This is a genomic window from Methylopila sp. 73B (genome assembly GCF_000526315.1).
In the GTDB taxonomy this organism is placed as follows: Bacteria; Pseudomonadota; Alphaproteobacteria; order Rhizobiales; family Methylopilaceae; genus Methylopila.
This window is the reverse complement of the sequence record NZ_JAFV01000001.1, coordinates 2,764,729-2,782,899: the sequence shown is the minus strand read 5'-3', so window position 1 is coordinate 2,782,899 and position 18,171 is coordinate 2,764,729. Positions and strand designations below refer to the sequence as shown.

General features: G+C 70.3%; 10 protein-coding genes. 6 read left to right on the top strand and 4 right to left on the bottom strand.

The features are described 5' to 3' along the window. The first annotated feature begins 324 nt into the window (after positions 1-324). On the top strand, positions 325-2,457 hold the full coding sequence (locus K244_RS0113420) for a TonB-dependent siderophore receptor (RefSeq protein ID WP_020186791.1): 2,133 nt from the start codon (positions 325-327) through the stop codon (positions 2,455-2,457). Beyond that, entirely contained in the window at positions 2,454-3,704 is a 1,251-nt protein-coding gene (locus K244_RS0113415; protein WP_036306758.1) for an MFS transporter, read from the top strand. Before K244_RS0113420 ends, K244_RS0113415 begins: the two co-directional genes overlap by 4 nt. A gap of 52 nt (positions 3,705-3,756) precedes the next feature. Here K244_RS0113415 and K244_RS21995 read toward each other — a convergent pair whose 3' ends face one another. The 4 genes from K244_RS21995 to K244_RS0113395 form a co-directional block, all read right to left on the bottom strand. Next, positions 3,757-5,730 (bottom strand): calcium-binding protein, encoded by a 1,974-nt coding sequence (locus tag K244_RS21995; protein ID WP_020186789.1) that lies wholly within the window; start codon positions 5,728-5,730, stop codon positions 3,757-3,759. Between the two features lie 143 nt (positions 5,731-5,873). After that, positions 5,874-6,539, bottom strand: a complete 666-nt coding sequence (gene grpE, locus K244_RS0113405; RefSeq protein WP_020186788.1) for a nucleotide exchange factor GrpE — start codon at positions 6,537-6,539, stop codon at positions 5,874-5,876. An 84-nt stretch (positions 6,540-6,623) separates the two neighbouring features. Further along, positions 6,624-8,699, bottom strand: a complete 2,076-nt coding sequence (gene pbpC / locus K244_RS0113400) for a penicillin-binding protein 1C (protein ID WP_020186787.1) — start codon at positions 8,697-8,699, stop codon at positions 6,624-6,626. A gap of 173 nt (positions 8,700-8,872) precedes the next feature. Continuing rightward, on the bottom strand, positions 8,873-14,071 hold the full coding sequence (locus K244_RS0113395) for an alpha-2-macroglobulin (RefSeq protein WP_197027176.1): 5,199 nt from the start codon (positions 14,069-14,071) through the stop codon (positions 8,873-8,875). 147 nt (positions 14,072-14,218) lie between these two features. Here K244_RS0113395 and K244_RS0113390 point away from each other — a divergent pair, with 147 nt between their 5' ends. The 4 genes from K244_RS0113390 to K244_RS0113375 all read left to right on the top strand — a co-directional run bounded on the left by K244_RS0113390 (position 14,219) and on the right by K244_RS0113375 (position 18,169). After that, the gene (locus K244_RS0113390; protein WP_020186785.1) at positions 14,219-16,012 is read left to right on the top strand and encodes a hypothetical protein; all 1,794 of its coding nucleotides are present in this window, start codon (positions 14,219-14,221) and stop codon (positions 16,010-16,012) included. Positions 16,013-16,052: 40 nt separating this feature from the next. After that, entirely contained in the window at positions 16,053-16,226 is a 174-nt protein-coding gene (locus tag K244_RS23955) for a hypothetical protein (RefSeq protein WP_020186784.1), read from the top strand. A gap of 96 nt (positions 16,227-16,322) precedes the next feature. Continuing rightward, positions 16,323-17,612 carry a UDP-N-acetylglucosamine 1-carboxyvinyltransferase gene (murA, locus tag K244_RS0113380; RefSeq protein ID WP_020186783.1) on the top strand — a complete coding sequence of 430 codons (1,290 nt, stop codon included), beginning with the start codon at positions 16,323-16,325 and terminating at the stop codon, positions 17,610-17,612. A gap of 110 nt (positions 17,613-17,722) precedes the next feature. Next, complete coding sequence (locus K244_RS0113375) at positions 17,723-18,169, top strand: DUF2948 family protein (protein WP_020186782.1); 447 nt, start codon at positions 17,723-17,725, stop codon at positions 18,167-18,169. The last annotated feature ends 2 nt before the right edge of the window (positions 18,170-18,171 follow it).

The following is an 18,171-nucleotide window of genomic DNA, read 5'->3' as shown; positions in this document are numbered from 1 at the left end:
CGTCGACGCGATCCCACGGACGTCATCGACCGCGTTCGCCGGGGCGCCTGGACCGCCCTCCGTCGAAGTCTCGATCAGTCGTTCGATTATCCAGCGCTGGCGTGCATGACGTCCATGCAAAATATAGTACATTATTTTCTATCCCGCTATATTATCGATCATGAAAGCGTAAAGGAGCATTATATACTTCCTGGTTAGGAAAAATATTTCGACTATAAATCATAGAATTTCATTATTCTAATTTTAATTCTAGACTAAATCTGTTGTCTTTGTGGCCGGGGCGGGGCTAGGTCCATTCAAATTCCCGTTGAAGGATCGCCGCGTATGTCCCGAATGTCGTTCGCCCTGCTTGCGACCGTCTCCCTCGTTGCGCTGACGAGCGCCAGCGCCGTCCATGCCCAGACCGCTCCCGCGGGCGGCGGGACCACCGCGCTGGAAGAGATCTCCGTGGAAGGCCGCGCCGCCGCGGCCCGCGTCGACGGCGCCCCAGGGGTCGTCACCAACGACGGCTACGTGGCTAAGACCACGCGCTCGGCGACCAAGACCGACACGCCGGTGAACGAACTGCCGGTCACGGTAAATACCGTGACCCAAAAGCAACTGCAGGATCAACAGCCGCAGAACCTCCAGGAGGCGCTTTATTACACGCCCGGAGCGCAGGTTGGCCTCTACGGGTTCGATCCTCGCTATGACAGCTTCTATATCCGTGGCGTCGACGTCACCTACACTGGAGTGTTCCGCGATGGACTACGCCAGTTCAATAGCCCGAACGGGATCATGCGGTTGGAGCCCTATGGGCTCGAGGCGATATCCGTCCTTAAGGGGCCCTCGTCGGCCATCTACGGCGCCAGCGCGTCCGTCGGCATCATTGACCTTGTCTCCAAGCGCCCGACGGAATTCACCTTCGGCGAGGTCGAAGCGCAGACAGGCTCCTACGACCGCATCCAGGGAGCATTCGATTTTGGCGGTCCGGCCAACGAGGCGGGGACGGTGCTGTACCGCCTTACCGGTCTCGCACGGAACGCAGGGACGGAGTTGGGGTCGGTCAATGACAACCGGCTGTTCTTTGCGCCGTCTTTGACACTCAAGCCCAGCGACGACACCAAGATCACTTTCCTTGGCGAGTACTTTGATGGGCTGACGGGAGGATCGGCAGCCTATTTCAATGATGCCAATGGCGTAACTGACACACCGCTATCAGCCAAGGACTTCAATGACTTCCGGCAGAGGCAGGGCCGCGTCGGCTATGAGTTGGAGCACAATTTCTCCGACATGGTCAGCTTGCATCAGAATTTCCGATTTTCAACCGTCGATACTCGCCAAGGTTACTCCGGAAGAAATGCTGAAACCAGCATCGACGGCTACACTGGCCTGATCAAGGAGCGGTTCTATGGCGTCGCTGCTGATACATATGTCCTGACAAAATTTGACACTGGTCAAGTCAATCATAAGCTAATTACGGGCCTTGATGTAAGCTATTTGACCTACAAATCACGAATGGCTTTTGGTGTTTTCGATGATATGGAGAACATCTCATCACCTCATTTTGTGACTGGCTCTCCGACGTCTAAGCAAGATCAGACCCTAGTCGGCGTCTACGGCCAGGACGAACTCGCGTGGGGTCGCTGGCGGCTGACGTTCGGCGGTCGATACGATTGGTTTGAGAGCGATTACCACGACGGCGCTATCGGCCGGGGGTATGGCGCGGCCCAGAAGCAGGACGACGGGAAGTTCACCGGCCGCGTCGGGGTGAGCTATGTGACGCCCGCCGGCTTCACGCCCTTTATCGGTTATGGCACCTCGTTCGTCCCAAACCCCGGCACGGTGATTGATGGATCGGTCACTAAGCCGACGGTTGGGGAGCAGATTGAGGCTGGCATTAAGTATAACGTTCCGGACCATAATGCGTTCATCAACGTTTCGTTCTTCTCTTTAAAGCAGGAGGATGGCGTTGTATTTGTGGTTGAAGGCCTTCAGAACAAGCAAACTCAGCTTGATTTTCATTCTCAGGGAATTGAGATCGACGCCGGGGCTACGCTTGCAAACGGTGTCAATCTGCTTGCTAACTACAGTTACAACGATGTTACGATTGACGCGCCTGATGTTCTCGAGGGCAACCGCCTCACGTCTGTGCCTAAGCACTCGTTCGCAATTTGGGCAGGATACGATGTCCAGGAGGGTCCGCTGAAGGGATTAGGTCTCGGAGCTGGCGTGCGCTACACGGGACAGAGCTTCAGTGATAATAACAACGCGACGGCAATCTCAAATGATCCTCGCACCTTCGTGGACGCGAAAATTAGTTACGAACTCGAGAATATTAGCGCAAATCTGAAGGGTATTTCGGCGCAGCTGAACGCCACGAACCTTCTCGATGAGGTTAAGCAGGTTTGCACGTCGAACTACTGCTATAAGACTGATGGAAGGCGCGTCATCGCGAGCATCAAGTACAAGTGGTGACCTCTCGCCCGGCGGCCGCGCCGTCGGCCGCCTTCCCCTCCGCGCCGCGGGTCATCGCGGCGATCGGGGGGATCTATGTGGCGCAGAGCGTGATCGGCGGGGTGACCTTCACGGGTCTCCCCGCCGTCCTGCGTTCGGCGGGGCTCTCGCTCGGCGAGATCGGGCTGATCTTCCTCACCGTGCTGCCGTGGTCGTTCAAGTTCCTCTGGGCGCCCGCGGTGGAGCGCTACCGGCTGCCGCCGGGGCGGCCGCACCGGTCGCGGGCGGTGGTCGCGATCGGCGGGGCGATCGCGGCCGGCGCGCTGGCGCTCGCCGGCCTGTTCGGTCCGGCGGCGCTCGGGCCGCTGGTGGTCTGCCTCGTGGTCGCGGCCTTCGCCACCGCCACCGTCGACATCGCCTGCGACGGCTACGCTGTCGAAAGCCTAAGCGAGCGCCATCGCGGCTGGGGCAACGCGGCGCAGGTGGGCGGCGCCTATCTCGGCTCCGCCATCGGCGGCGGCCTGTTCCTCGTGCTGGTCGACAATGTCGGCTGGGGGCCGGCGGCCTGGGCGATGTGCGGCGTGCTGGTCGCGCTCGGGGCCCTGTTCGTGTTCGGCCGCGACGGCCGGCCGGCGGTCCCGGCCGACGCCCGCCGCCCCAGCCTCCTGGCGGCGTTGAAGCAGCCGGAGGTGCGCGCGGGCCTGGCGCTCACCGCGCTGTTCGTCGCCGGCCAGAAGTGGATCCTGCTCGTCATGGGCCCGTTTCTGGTGGACGCCGGCCTTGGCCTCTCCACGATCGGCGTGCTGAACGGCGTCGGCGCCACCGGCGCGGGGCTCCTCGGCGCGCTGATGGGCGGCGTCGTGGTGCGGCGCTTCGGCGCGGAGCGGATGGCGGTCGCGGCGCTCGGCCTCCAGTGCGCGCTCGCCGCGGCCCTCGCCGCCTGCGCGCTGTTCGACGTGCGCGACCCGTGGCTGCTCGGCGCCATCGTCGTCGCCAACTCCGCCGTCATGGCGCTCGGCTTCGTCGCGCTCTACGCGCGGCTGATGGGCTACGCGTCGCCAGCCCAGGCGGGCGTCGACTTCACGCTGTTCCAGTGCATGGACGGCGTCGTCAGCCTGATCGGCTGGTACCTCGCGGGCTATCTCGCGGACAGCTTCGGCTACACCGCCTCCTTCGCGCTGGCGACGGGCGTCGCGCTGCTCGCCAGCGCGACGCTGCCGATTCTGTTTGCGCGCGCCGACCGCAGCGTGGCCGCAGCGGCGGCTTAAGCTTGCTTGGGTCTCCGCCCGCCACAGGGCGGCGGAGACCCGGGCGTTCGCCTCAGCCGAACAGCGGCTCGCCGGCGCCCAGGTTTGAGGCCGGAACAAAGACGAAGTCGTCCCGCGTGAGCGCCGTCACGCCGTCGAGCGTCGCGATCAGGTACTTCTCCTCGTCGCCCGAGCCGTCCTGATCGAACCAGAGCCGGTGCGAACGGGCGTCGAAGATGAAGCCGCGGGCGGGCGTGCTCGCTTCGGTCCCGAGCGTCAGCGTGAAGTCGGCGGCGAGGCCGAACTCCTCGATCGAGACTTGGATCGTGTCGCCCTCGGCCGAGGAGAAATCGGTGAAGACATCGCCGCGCGCCTCGAAAGAGAGGGTCGGAACATAGGCCCCGTTGGTGGGATCGTAGAGGTAGCGATAGTTCAGGTCCGACACGTCGAACACGTCGGCGCCCGCTCCGCCCGTGAGGACGTCGAGGCCGCGGCCGCCCTGGAGCAGATCGCCGCCGCCGCGACCGTCGAGGATGTCGGCGTCGAGCCCGCCGTAGAAGGCGTTCGCCTGCTCGTCGCCGCGAAGGATGTCGTCCTTGTTGGTCCCGATGAAGGCCTCCACGCTGCGGAAACGATCGCCCTTCAGCATGCCGTCGTTCAGGGTCTGGTCCGCGAGGTCGAGCACGATGCCTGAGCCGTAGGGGTCCACGGTGACGACGTCGTACCCGGATCCGCCCACCACGACGTCGACTCCGACGTCGGAGCCGTCGCCGCTCCGCAGCAGGAGCACGTCGTTGCCGGCGCCGCCGAACAGGGTGTCGGAGCCTCGTCCGTCGGAAAGGAGATCGTCGCCGGCGCCACCGTCGAGCCGGTCGTCGCCCGCGCCGCCGGCGAGCGTATCGGCCAACGCGCCGCCGGTCACCCAATAGTCGTCGTAACCGCCGACGAAGTGCAATTTCTCAAAACCGGAAACCGTCGTTCCGGCCGCCAGCGTCATCACGCCAGTGGACAAGGTGAGAGTTGGATTTTCGAGGAAATCGATCCCGTAAAGCCTAAGCGTGTCGACGCCCTCGCCGCCATCCGCAAAATCGCCTGGGGTGACCTCAATTAGGTCGTCTCCCGCTCCCCCGAGGAGCGTGTCCGGCGCTGCGGAAGGGAAGTCCCAATCATCCTCTCCGCCGATGAGCGTGTCGTTTCCCGCTTCGCCCTCGAGGACGTCGGACCCATCGCCGCCGACCAGACGATCGTGGCCCGAGCCGGCCTTGATCAGGTTAGAGCCGCTGCCCGCATAGATGACGTCATGGCCGGAGCCGCCGTAGAGCCGATCGTCGCCGCTGCCGCCGGAGAGGTAGTCGTCTCCTGCGCCGCCGCTCACGGCGTCGTCGCCGCTGCCCCCCGAAAGAAAATCGTGGCCAGCGCCGCCGAAGAGCCGATCACCGCCTCCTTCACCGTAGAGCTCGTCATCGCCGCCAAGCCCGTTCAGGACGTCGCGGCCGGCGCCCCCTGTCAGCCAATCATCGAAGGTCCAGCCCGATATCTCGTCGTCGCCCGAGCCCCCGTTGATTTCAAAACGTTCGATGCCCTTAAACAGGAAGGCGCCGATCACGCGGGTCGTATGCGAAGGGTCGTTCGGCGCGAAGATCAAATCCTCGGTTCGGGTGCCGAAATCGGCCGACAGGGAATCGACGCCGGCGCTGTCCGACGCCAGTGGACCATCCCCGTCGACGCGGTCGCCCGTCATGGATCTGACGTCTCCGACCGAGATGCGATCGTCGCCCATCCCCCCGATGAGCGAGTCCCCGCCGGCGCCGCCATACAGCGTGTCCTCCCCGCCGCCCCCTTCAATACTATCGGCGCCGCCGCCGCCGCTCAGATAATCGTCGCCCTGATCACCGAACAGCCGGTCGTCCCCGGCGCCGCCATAGAGCTCGTCATCGCCGAACCCGCCGCGTAGCGTGTCCGAGAAATCCGCTCCATAAAGGTAGTCGTCGCCATATCCGCCGGTCAGGACGTTGGTGCGTCCCGTCGTTCCAAAATAAATAGCCACGTCGTCGGTCTCCCCCGATCCTCACGTCAAGGACCCCGAGGGAAACTACCAAAGGGCGCAACCTACAAAAGCGGACTCCTCGTTGGTTAGCCGGCTTCTCGCATGTTTTTCCGCTAACGTCTCCGGAAAGAGACGATCCGCTCTTAAGCCGACTTGTCGACGCCGGGCGTCTCGCTCGCCGCGCCTGGCTTCGGGCCGCCGCGGGCGACGCCGACCATGGCGGGGCGTAGGATGCGGTCGCCGATGACGTAGCCCTCCTGCACCACCTGCACCACGGTGCCGCTCGGCACGCTCGGGTCCGGGGCCTCGAAGATCGCCTGGTGGAAGTTCGGGTCGAAGGGCTGGCCCTTGGGCTCCAGCTTCTGCACGCCGTTCTTCTCGAGCGACTTCAGCAGCTCCTTCTCGGTCAGCTCGACGCCTTCCACAAGCGCGGTGAGGATGGGGTCGGTGGGCGCGCCGCCCGCCGCCGCGGCGTCGAGCGCGCGACGGAGGTTGTCGGCGACGCCGAGAAGATCGCGGGCGAAAGAGGAGATGGCGTAGCGGCGGCCGTCCTGCACTTCACGCTCGGTGCGCCGGCGCAGGTTCTCCATCTCGGCGTGGCTGCGGAGCAGCCGGTCGCGCAGGTCGTTCACCGCGGCCTCCAACTCGGCGGTGCGGTCCGCCGGGGCCGGCTCGGCGACCTCGGCCTCGATGGTGGCGTCGGCGCGCTCCTCGTCGGTCTCCGGCGTCGCCGCCGGTCCGGCGGCGGTCTCGGCGACCGTCTCGGGGGTCTCGCTGGTGGCGTTGCGGGGCGAAGTCGGGTCCGGCATCGCGCGCCTCTTCTTCAAATCTGCGAAAGGGATGAGCCGGCCGGATATCAGGCGCGGCGACCCAAAAATCAAGCGTGGCCCACGTCAGTCGATCCGCACGCTCGCCGACGCCGTCGCGCCCGCGCCGTCGGTGACGGTCACGCGGGCGAAGCCGGGACCGGCGACGGACCATGTCGCCTCGCGCCGGCGCTGGGGCGGCAGCGGGCGGCCGTCCACGAGCCAGCGGAACGGCGCGACGCCGCCGGCGGCCTTCAGCGTGAGCTCGGAGCCCGCGCCGACGTCCACCCGCGCGCCGTCCGGCGGGAAGGCGACCATAAGCGGCGGCGCCTGCGCGGGGGCGTCGGTCGCGAGCGTCCCGAACGGACGAAAGCGTCGCAGCGCTAGCGGCAGCTCGCTCAGGGTCGCCTGCGCCTCCGCGGGCGCGAGGGGCAGCGGGACGACATCGCGGCCGAGGCGCGCGAAGGCGTCGAACAGGATGGGCGCCGCCGCGTCGCGGCCGACGAGTCCGGCGCTGGAGGCGCCGTCGGGCCGCCCGGCCCAGACCGCCACCACATGCGCGCCGTCGAAGCCGACCGCCCAGGCGTCGCGGTAGCCGTAGGAGGTCCCGGTCTTGAACGCGACGCGGCCCCCGAGCGCCGCCTGCGGCGGCGGGCTTTTCAGCAGCGCGGCGGACACCTGCGCCGCGGCGATCGGATCCATCAGGCGGCGGCCGGGCGCTGCGGGGTCGGACAGCGCCGCCGGATCGTCGGCAAGCGGCGTCGTCGCGCCCCCGCGAGCGAGGCCGGCGTAGAGCGTCGCCAGATCGACGAGGCGTACGCCGAGCCCGCCGAGCGCGACCGCAAGGCCCGGCGCCTCGACGCCCGGCAGCGAGACCTGCGCGCCGGCGCCGCGCAGCCGGGCCACGAACCGGGTCGGTCCGACCGCCTCGAGCAGCGCCACGGCGGGGATGTTGAGCGACAGCGCCAGCGCCTGCGCGCAGGAGACCGTGCCGTGAAATCCCTCGTCGAAGTTCCGCGGGGCGTAGGCGCCGAAGCGGGCGGGGCGGTCCTCGATCAGGGTTTCGGGCGCGGCGACGCCGTTCTCGAAGGCGAGGCCATAGATGAACGGCTTCAGCGCCGAGCCCGGCGAGCGCGCGGCGCGGGTCTGGTCGAGGCTGCCGGCGCGGGAGGCGTCGAAGTAGTCGGCCGAGCCCACCGAGGCCTCGATCGCGCCGGTCCTGTGGTCGGCGACGAGGATCGCGACCGAGAGGCCGGGCCCAAGCGATCTGGCGCGGTCGCGGGCGAGGTCCTCCAGCGCGCGCTGCAGGTCGCGCTTCAGCGTCAGCCGCGCGACGCCGCCGGGACCGGCCCGCCGTGCCGCCGCTTCCGCCGTGTGCGCTGCGAGGTTGGGGAAGGCGCGGCGCCCCGTAGGCACGGGCTCCTCGCGGGCGTAGGCGGCTTCTGCCGCCGAGATCGCGCCGGCGGAGGCCAGCCGGGCGAGCACGTGGTCGCGGGCGGCCTTGGCGCGCGCGACGTCGCGGTCGGGCCGGCGCGCTTCGGGCGACTGCGGGATGGCGACCAGCAGCGCAGATTCAGCGATGGAAAGACGAGCGGGCTCCTTGCCGAAATAGGCGAGGCTCGCGGCGCGCACGCCCTCCAGATTGCCGCCGTAGGGCGCAAGCCGGAGGTAGAGGTCGAGCACGCCCGTCTTGCCGACGCTGCGCTCCAGCGCGAGCGCGGCTCCCATCTCGCGCCACTTGCGGGCGAGCGTGCGGTCGCGCGCGTCCGGCGCGAGCAGCCGGGCCACCTGCATCGTGAGCGTGGAGCCGCCCGAGACCACGCCGCGGTGGAGCGCTGCCTGCCCGACGGCCCGGAGCGCCGCCAGCGGGTCGACGCCGGGATGGGAGAGGAAGCGCTTGTCCTCGTAGGTCGTCAGGAAGCGGAGAAAGCGGGGGTCGACCTCGTCCCTGCCCGCGGGAAGCCGCCAGGCGCCGTCGGCCGCCGTGAAGGGGCGCAGCAGCCGGCCGTCGCGGTCGAGCACGAGGGTGGAGAGCTTTTCGGCCCGGCCGGGGGAGGGCGGGGGCGCGGACCCGAGGCTGATCGCGGCGATGCAGCCGGCGGCGCCGACCGCGAGCAGCGCGGAGACGGTGAGGCGAGCGGGACGGGAGCCACGGCCTGCCAAATTGGCGCTCCCGAGCTAGCGCGTCATCCCGGACGGCCCGCAGGGCCGCGCCGGGATCGTCTCACGGCCCAGCGCCCACGGACGCCCCGGTCTCGCGGACAGCTCACGACGATCCCGGCTCTCCGCGGCTTCGCCGCTGCGACCGGGATGACGGCCAGGGCCTCGCTCCTCGCTCACCGCCCGGTCACCTCCAGGCGGCCGGCGCCGGTGCGGGCGAAGCGGGCGGGACGGTACATGTCCTCGACCGTCGCCGCCGGCTGCGCGTAGACGCCGGGCGCGACCGCCCGCACCACATAGGCCGCGGCGTAGATCGCGTCGCCGCCCGCTTCGCGGTCGAAGGCCGCGACGAAGCGGTCGTCGCGGAACTCGGCGTGGGTCGGCGAGGGCTCCGCGCTGAGGAACGACAGCGCCGGCAGCTTGGCGCTGGAGACCAGCTCGGGGTTGTCGATCTCGAAGCCGGCCGGCAGGCGGTCCACCACCAGCACGCGGCCCTGCGCGGGCTCCGGCTCGGTGACGGTGAGCACCACCACCAGCCGGGTGTTCTGCGCCACCTTCGAGGGATCCACCTCGACGCCCGCGGAGGTGTAGTAGCGGCGTTCGAGCTGGAAGCCGTTCTCGGCCGGAGCTTCGGGCGCGAGCGGCGCGCCCTTGACCGTCACCACCGCCTCGAGCGCCGTCTCGCCGGCGTTGGCGATGCGCGAGGGGCCGGCGGAGAGGCGGTCCGGCCCGTAGATCGCGCTGAGCGGCCCCTTGTGCGCGGCGCCGTCGACGGTGAGCGTGAGGTCGGCGTTCTCGGCCCGCTGGGCGCGGGCGGCCAGCAGCAGCCAGGCGTTCTCCTGCGTCGAGAAGGTGATGCGGTCGGCGCGCGCGGCGCCGATGCGCCGGAGAGCGGCGGGCGCGATGCTGGCGCCGGCGCGCGCTTCGGAGGCGAGCGCCACGATCGCCGCCTGATCGCGGAGCACGGAGCCGAAGTCGGTCCGGGTCGCGTCGTCCGGTTCGGCGCCTTCCGCCGCGGCGAAGGCCTTCTCGGCGCGTGCGCGGTCGCCGATCTGCGCCAGCGCGGCGCCGATCTGGGCTCGGGCGAGCGGGCTTGCGAACTCCCCGATCTTCACGTCGGCGAGGTAGCGCAGTTCGCCCACCAGCGCCCGGCCCGAGCGGGCGAGCACATAGTGCGCGTAGGCGATGTCGCTCTCGGTGGAATCCTGCCGCAGGCCGATGGCGTTGCGCAGGTTGTCGAGCGCGAGCTCTAGCGCGCGCTGGGGCACGGGGGCGTCGGTCGCGCGGGCGCGGGCCAGCACGTCGGTCACGTAGGCGTCGAGCCAGAGGTCGCCGCCGCCCGCCGACCACAGGCCGAACGAGCCGTTCGAATCCTGCCGCGACAGCACGCGGGCGACGATGTCGCCGATCCGCGCGGTCACGTCGGCCGGGCGCACGCCCGCGGTCTGGGCCGAGAGGCCGAGCTGGTCGCCGTAGACCAGCGCCAGCAGGCGGCTCGAAAGCTGCTCCGAGCAGGCGTAGGGGTAGCCGTCGAGCGCCTGCCGAAAGGTCGCGCCGTCGAGCGCGCCGGGCTTGGCGATCGAGACCGCGACCTCGCCGGTGCCGGGCGTGAGGTCCTTGAGCATGTCGGTTCCGACCGTGAGCCCGGCGCCCCTGGCGAGCGCGACCACGCTGCGGCGGGAGACGGGGGCGGTCGCCGGCTTCACGTCGAGCGCGAGCGCCTGGGCGTAGACCCGGCCGTCCGGCCCACGCAGCGCCACGTCGAGGCGCGCCGCGCCTATGCCCTTCGCCATCAGCGGGATCTCGACCGCCGCGCGCTGCTTCGCGGCCAGCGTGACGGGCTTGCCCGTAGCCGTGCCGGTGAGCGGCCCCGAGACGCGGACGTCGAGCGCGTAGTCGCCGGCGGGCCCTGCGACGTTGTCGAGGTCGAGCCTGAGCCGCGAGCGGTCGCCGTCGGCCAGGAAGCGCGGCAGCGCCGCGGTCACCACCACCGGGTCGGCGACGGTCACGTCCTTTGAGGCGTGGCCGAGCTTGGTCGAGGACCAGGCGACCGCCATCAGCTTCACCGCGCCATTGAAGGCGGGGAGCGCGAAGGCGACGTTGGCCGTCCCGCTCGCGTCCGCCGCCACGATCCCGGAGAACAGCGCGAGCGGCGCCTGGGTCGGCGTGTCCTGCAGGCCGCCGGCGCCGGCGCCGTCGCCGCCGGACCGCAGCTTGCCGCGCTGGGCGTTCATGCCGTCGATCAGCTGGCCGTAGAGGTCGCGGAGTTCGGCCGCGAGCTTGCGCTGGCCGAAGACCGCGAGGTCCGGCGCGGGCGGAACGTAGCCGGTGAGGTTGAGGATGCCGACGTCGACGGCGGCGACCGTCAAATAGGCCTGCTCCCCGGCGGCGAGGCCGGCGAGCTTCACCGGAACCGAGAGGGTCGTCCGGGGCTCCGCGGTGTCGGGCGCGCCGAGCGCGACGCCGAGCGTCCGGTCGCGTGCGTCGATCTGGGCGTGCGCCACGCCGACCGCGCGGCCCGGCATGCGGCTCGCCTTGGCGTCGAGCGGGCGATGGACGAAGGCCACCACATAGGCGCCCGGCCGCCACGCCTCGGTGACGGGGAAGGACGCCGTCGCGCCCTTGTCGGTCACCTCGAGCGTCGTCTGGTCGACGACGCCCGCGCCCACCACCAGCACGGTGGCGCGCCCGGCGAAGCGGGAGGACAGCGTCGCCGTCGCGGTGTCCCCCGGGCGGTAGGCCGGTTTGTCCAGCGCGACGTCCAGCACGTCGGGCGAGTCCGCCGAGGCCGCGGCGTAGAAGCCGGCGTCGAAGGTCACGCTGGTGGCGGGCCCCTGCGGATCCGGCGTTTCGACCTCGAGCCGATAGCGGCCATAGGCCGTCCTGGCTTCGATCTTCGCCGGGACGGCCGCCGCCGCATTCAGGGTCCCGTCGGCCACCCGCCGGGTGCGCGTCACGGTCTCGAAGCTCCAGCGCCCGTTGGCGGCGTACCACTGGTAGTCCGTCTCGAGCCTCAGAAGCTGCCACTTCAGTCCGTTCGCGGCGACGGCCTTGCCGTCGGCGCCGATCATCGCGACGTCGAAGCGGGCGGTCTCGCCGTCGCCGACGCGGTCCCGGAACAGCGGCTTCACCCCGATCCGGGGCGCCGTCGCGGCGACGGGCAGCGTCACGGTCCGCTCCAGCGCCCGGCCCGAGGGCTCCAGCAGCCGCAGCGCGATCTCGGCCTCGAGCGGCCGCGTGGTGTCCGGCAGCGGCGGCCGGGCGACGGCCACCTTCGCCTTGCCGCCCGCATCGGTGCGCGGCGCCCCGTCGAGCGGCGTGCGGACGGGCGCGACCTGCTCGTCGCTGAGGCCGAAGCGGTAGCCCTCGAAGCCGGCGGGGGCGCGGTCGCTGACCTTCAGCGTGATCTCGCCCTCGATCGCGAGGTCCGCCGCGGGCGCGCCGTAGAGCCAGCGGCCGTCCACGTCGACCGCGGCGCCGGAGGCCCCGAGCGCGGGCGTCGCGGTCGAGAGCTTGAGGTCCAGCTTCTCCGGCACGTAATCCGCGACGAGGAAGGTCGTGGCCCCGATCGGCGCGGCCTTCACGTCCGCGAAGGCCTCCACCCGCCACGTGCCCCCCATGGCCTGATCGACGAGCGGAACGTCGAGCGTGCGTCCGCCGGCGCCGGCGTCGGTCGTGACGGCGCGCCGGTCTTCGACGCCGTCGGGGCGCGTGACGACGAGCGTCAGCGGCAGCCCGTCGACCCCCGCGCCCTTGTCGTCGCGGAGCAGCGCCGAGACGTGGACCGTCTCCTTCGAGCGGTAGACGCCGCGCTCCGTGAACACCTGCGCGTCGAGCGGACCGGGGGCCGCCCGGCCGCCGACGCCGCGGTCGGAGAGGTCGAAGCCCGGCTTCGTGAGGTCGAGGAACCCATAGTCGCCGCCGTTCGCGGCCACCAGCACGGCCGGGGCGGAGCCGCCGGTCCCGCGCGTGAGCCCGGCTTCGAAAGTGACGAAGCCGGCGGCGTCCGTGGTGCGGGTCGCCAGCACCTCGTTGTCGCGGGCGACGAGCCTGAACTCGACGCCCTTCAGCGGCGCGGCGGAGGCGAGCGAGCGCGCGAAGGCCTTCACGCCGTCGGTTCCGGAGACCGCGGTGATCCCGAGGTCGGACACCACGAACCACTGGGTCGCCTGCGAATCCCACGGCTCCGGGTCGACGACGTTCTTCGGCCGCGCGGCCATCACATAGACGCCGGGCGCGAGCTGCGGCACGGCCTCGGAGACCGGGAAGGCGGTCGAGACGTCCTGGTTCTGCTTCCGCTCGATCGCGAGTTCGCCGGAGTAGACCGTCGCCGCGCTGTCGTCGCGCAGCTTCTGGATCGCCTCCGCGTTCAGCTGGCTCTGGAAATCGCCCGAGACGACGGAGGGCGCGAGGCTGCGGTCGCCCACGCGGAAGATCTCGACCGTCGCGGCGTCGACGTTGACGGAGACGACCGGCAGGCCCTGCTGGCCCGTCGAGGGCAGCACGTAGTTGCGGCCGGTGAAGCGCACGCTCGGGCTTCGGTCGCGGACGTAGATGCGGAAGTCCTTCGAGGACGGCAGCGGCTCGTCCACGTCGGAGGGCAGGCCCTGGCGGACAGTGAGGTCGTAGGTCTCGCCGTGCTTCAGCCCGTCGACGCAGAGCTGCTGGTCGTTCGCGGTCACCGCCGGATTCTCGGCGCCCTTCAGGATGACGTAAGGCGCGAAGTCGATGCGGCCCTTCGCCAGGTTCTCGGAGAACTGCACGCAGGCGCGCGGCGACGAGGCGTCGGAGTCGATGGAGTAGTCGAGGGCACGGAAGCCGTGTTCGGCGCGAAGCTGCTCATAGGTCGTCTTGACCTCGGCGCTCGGCGCGGCGGCGAGGCTCGCCTTGTAGGCGTCGAGCGCTGGGCGGAAGTCTTCCTTCGCGACCAGCGCGTTGGCGAGCACCGCGAGCGCGCGGGCGCGCGTCTTGGCGTCGGTCGAGAGCTCGTAGGCGCGCCAGGCGGCGCCGGTCGCCTGCTCCCGGAAGCTTTCGCGCTCGGCGTAGTCGTCGGTTTCGATTCGGGACAGCGCCACCGAAAGGTTGCGCCAGGCCTGTTCGCTCCGTGGGTCCTTGCCGGCGGCGAGCGCCATGGTGACGGCGGCCTCGCGCCACTGGCCGGCGCGGATCTGCGCGACGCCCTGCTTCAGGATGTCGGCGACCGGGCGCGGGTCGGACGCCGCCTCGCGCTGGACGCGCGCCTGCAGCTTCAGCGCGCTCTGCAGCGCGTCGCGGTTCTGGAAGCTGGGGGATGTCTGCGCGGCGGCCGGAACGGCGAAGGCGAGCGTCGCGGCGAGGAGGCCGCCCATGACGGTCTTGGCGCGCAGTCGTGTCATCGGCGTCCCCCGAACCCTGCGCCGCGCTTCGTCCCGGCGCTTGGGCGCGACCATAGCGCGGCGTCCCCGCCAGCGAAACGACCTCGTGGCGTTCACCGCTTCCTAAGGCTCGTTAAGCAAACTGCGCCGAAGGGCAGGAGATCCGAAATGGCGATGGCGGGTGCGGCTCCGCTCGGCGGCGAGCGGCAGAGAGCGCTTTTTCAGGGCGATCGTCGCTCGGAGACCGCGCTCGTCCTGTTCATCTGGGCCGTCTTCGTTCTGTTCACCGGCTATGGCGGCTACGCCAAGGCGATCGAGGTGATGTCGACCGACGACGCCATGCGGCTCGTCGAGGTGCGCGACTTCCTCGCCGGCCAGGGCTGGTACGATCTCATGCAACGGCGGCTCAATCCGCCGGACGGCGTGTTCATGCACTGGTCGCGCGTGATCGATCTCCCGATCGCGCTGCTGCTCGCGACGTTCGATCGCGCCGCGTCGGCCGACGCGGCGCTTCGGCTCACCGTCACGGTCTGGCCGGCATTGACGCTCCTGCCGGCGCTGTTCGCCGTGGCGTCGCTCACCCGCTCGCTCGGCGGCGCCGGCGCGGGCGTGATGGGCGCGTTCCTCTTCGCGCTGTCGCCCGAGCCGATGGGCCGCTTCGCCCCGGGTATGATCGACCACCACGGTCCCCAACTCGCGCTCGCGCTGATCATGCTCGCTTGCGCTTTGCGGCTCGATCGGTCGGTTCGCGCCGCAGCCGGGGCGGGCCTTGCGGGCGCGGCCATGCTCGCGATCGGCATGGAGACGCTCCCGACCGTCGCCGTGATCGCCGCCGCCGTCGCCCTGCGCTGGGCCGTTACCGGCCCCGAGGTCGCGCGCGGGACCGCCGTCTTCGGCGTCGTCTTCGCCCTCGCCACGCTTGTCGCCTTCCTCATCGACGTCGCGCCCGAGCGCTGGTTTCTTCCGGTGTGCGACGCTCTCGGCCCCGCGCATCTCGGAGCGGCCATCGTCGGCGGCTCCGGTCTCGCCCTCGCCACGCGCAGCCCGGGGGACGGCGCCGCGGCGCGGTTCGCGGGTCTCGCGCTGATCGGCGTGATGGTGGTCCTCGTCGTCGCGTTCGTGGCGCCCGCCTGTCTCGGCGACCCTTACGCGGCGTTGCCCGAGATCGTCAGGACGGAGTGGCTCGAGAAGGTCCCGGACGCGCGCGGAGCGCTCGCCTTCGCCCAGGACGAGCTGGAGCCCGCTCTGGTCATCGCCATGCTCGCTCTGTCGGGCGTCGGCGCCGCGATGTGGCTGAGCCTGCGCTGCGCCGCGGGCGAGCGCTGGCGCGTCTGGACCGGCTCGGCCGTGCTCGTGGTCAGCTGCCTCGTCGCCTGCTGGCAGGTGCGCGGGGCGACCTTCGCGTTGGCCTTTGCGATTCCCTTTCTCGCCGCCTGCGTGGCGGCGCTTGCGCGCTCCGGAGGGCCGCTCCGCGGCGCGGTCGGCCTCCTTGCGCTCAACCACACGACGCTCGCCGTGCTCGGCCTCGGCGCGGCCGCGGCTTTGGGTTTGCCGACGAAGCCCGCCGCCTCCATGGCGGCCAAGCTGTGTCCGGTCGCCGATTACCGCGCGTTGAACGCGTTGACGCCCGGCCTGGCGCTGAACAACATCGACAGCGGCCCTCACATCCTTGCCTTCAGCCGGCTGTCGGCGGTCGCGGCGCCCTATCACCGCAACGTCGACGGCATCGCCGCGCAGATCGAGATGATGACAGGCAGCGAGGAGACCGCCCGCGCCGTGGCGCTGTCGCGCCGCGCGGCGTATGTCGTGCTGTGCCCTGGCGATCCGGACGTGCGGGCCGAGCAGAAACGCAATCCCTCCGGCTTCGTCGCGAAAGCGCTGGGGCCCACGCCGCCCGCATGGCTGACGCCGATCGATCTCGCTCGGGGGACGGCGCTGCGCGCGTTTCGGGTTTCCCCGTGAGGGCTTCCCCGACGACGGGCGGGGCGCTAAGCCTGCTCCCATGACGACAGACGCGCCCGATCCGAAACGTCCCGTCCGCGGCGCCGAGGCCGACCGCCGCGAGGCGGAGCGGAAGGAGCGGCTGGCGGCCGCGCTTCGGGAAAACCTGAAGCGGCGCAAGACCGACGCGCGCACTCGCCGCCGGCCGGAGGGCGCGGACGGCGACGGCGGCTGAGGCCGTCGCGGGCGCCGGGTTTGTGCCGGCCGTGCGCTTGCGCTAGACCCCGGGTTTCGCGCCGCTCCGCTCTTCGCGGCGCTTCGAGGAGATTTCATGGACCGCATCCGCATCGTCGGCGGCCCCGCGCTCGTCGGCCGCATTCCGATCTCGGGCGCGAAGAACGCCGCGCTCCCGCTGATGATCGCGAGCCTCCTCACCGACGAGACGCTGATCCTCGACAACATGCCGCGCCTGGCCGACGTCGCGATGCTCAAGCGCATCCTCGGCAACCACGGCTGCGAGGTGACGGTGGAGGGCAAGCGCGCCGGCCAGGACGAGTTCCTGGGCGAGACCGTGCGGCTCACCGCCGCGGAGATCGTCGACACCACCGCGCCCTACGACCTCGTCTCCAAGATGCGGGCGAGCTTCTGGGTGATCGGTCCGCTGCTCGCGCGCATGGGCGAGGCGACCGTGTCGCTGCCGGGCGGCTGCGCCATCGGCACGCGGCCGGTGGATTTCTTCCTCGACGGGCTGAAGGCGCTCGGCGTCGAGCTGGAGATCGACCGCGGCTACGTCATCGCCAAGGCCCCGGGCGGCCTCAAGGGCGGCCGCGTCGTGTTCCCGAAGGTCTCGGTGGGCGCGACTCACGTCATGCTGATGGCCGCCTCTCTCGCCAAGGGCGAGACCGTCATCGAGAACGCGGCCCGCGAACCGGAGATCGTCGACCTCGCCGAATGCCTGGTGAAGATGGGGGCGAAGATCGAGGGCGCAGGGACCTCGACCATCGTGATCACCGGCGTCGACAGGCTTCACGGCGCCCGCCACAGCGTGCTGCCGGACCGGATCGAGACCGGCACCTATGCCATCGCCGTCGCCATGGCCGGCGGCGACGTGGTGCTGGAGGGCGCCCGCCGCGACCTGCTGGACGCGGCCTTCGACGTGCTGGTCGAGGCCGGCGCCGAGGTGACGCAGCTCAACGACGGCGTCCGCGTGGCCCGGAACGGCCACGGCATTGCGCCGGTCAACGTCGTCACCGCGCCCTATCCTGGCTTCCCGACCGACCTTCAGGCCCAGCTCATGGCGTTGACCGCAAAGGCGAAAGGCCGCTCGACCATCACCGAGACGATCTTCGAGAACCGCTTCATGCACGTGCAGGAGCTCGCCCGCCTCGGCGCCCGGATCCACCTCGACGGCGACACCGCCACCATCGAGGGCGTCGACCGCCTGACAGGCGCGCCCGTGATGGCGACCGACCTGCGCGCTTCGGTCTCGCTGGTGATCGCGGGGCTGGTCGCGGAGGGGGAGACGATGGTCAACCGCGTCTACCACCTCGACCGCGGCTTCGAGCGGCTCGAGGCCAAGCTGTCGCGCTGCGGCGCGCTGATCGAGCGCGTTTCGGGTTAACTCCGGTTGCTCCGGGGTTAACCCGAGGTTGACAGCCGGTTGCCGTTCGGGTCGTCGGCGGTTACCTCTGCGCGATCTTCCGTCATTCGAGACTTGAACCGGCTGGACCGATGACAGATCCCGACGCCGACGCTCCGCTCAAGCTGCTCGCGCTCGACGAGGACGACCTCGCCGTGCTCTCCGCCCATCTGCAGGACTTCGTCGTCAAGGTCGGCGATCTCATCTTCCTGCCGACGGAGAAGCGCTTCGCCTTCGTCGGCAACCGGCTCGACCTTCGGGTCGAGGGCGAGGCCCGCCGCCGGCGCACCGCCGGCCACTTCGAGCGGGTGACCGCGGTGAGGGCCCGCGGGATCGACCGCTCCCGCCCGGACGCGGTGCTGAACCTGCTCGCGATCGGGTTCGCGCCGGACGAGGCGCCTTCGGGCGCGATCGAGCTGGTGTTTTCCGGCGAGGCCAGCCTGCGGCTCGAGGTCGAGTGCGTCGAGGCGCGCGCCGCCGACCTCGGACCCGTTTGGGCGGCCAAGGCCGAGCCCACCCACGACCTCGACGAGGCCTGACG

What these genes read in the sequence shown, in the direction of transcription:
- K244_RS0113420 (WP_020186791.1), top strand. Translation starts at nt 325, where the DNA reads ATGTCCCGAATGTCGTTCGCCCTGCTTGCGACCGTCTCCCTCGTTGCG.
- grpE (WP_020186788.1), bottom strand. Translation starts at nt 6,539, where the DNA reads ATGCCGGACCCGACTTCGCCCCGCAACGCCACCAGCGAGACCCCCGAG.
- K244_RS0113395 (WP_197027176.1), bottom strand. Translation starts at nt 14,071, where the DNA reads ATGACACGACTGCGCGCCAAGACCGTCATGGGCGGCCTCCTCGCCGCG.
- K244_RS0113390 (WP_020186785.1), top strand. Translation starts at nt 14,219, where the DNA reads ATGGCGATGGCGGGTGCGGCTCCGCTCGGCGGCGAGCGGCAGAGAGCG.
- K244_RS23955 (WP_020186784.1), top strand. Translation starts at nt 16,053, where the DNA reads ATGACGACAGACGCGCCCGATCCGAAACGTCCCGTCCGCGGCGCCGAG.
- murA (WP_020186783.1), top strand. Translation starts at nt 16,323, where the DNA reads ATGGACCGCATCCGCATCGTCGGCGGCCCCGCGCTCGTCGGCCGCATT.
- K244_RS0113375 (WP_020186782.1), top strand. Translation starts at nt 17,723, where the DNA reads ATGACAGATCCCGACGCCGACGCTCCGCTCAAGCTGCTCGCGCTCGAC.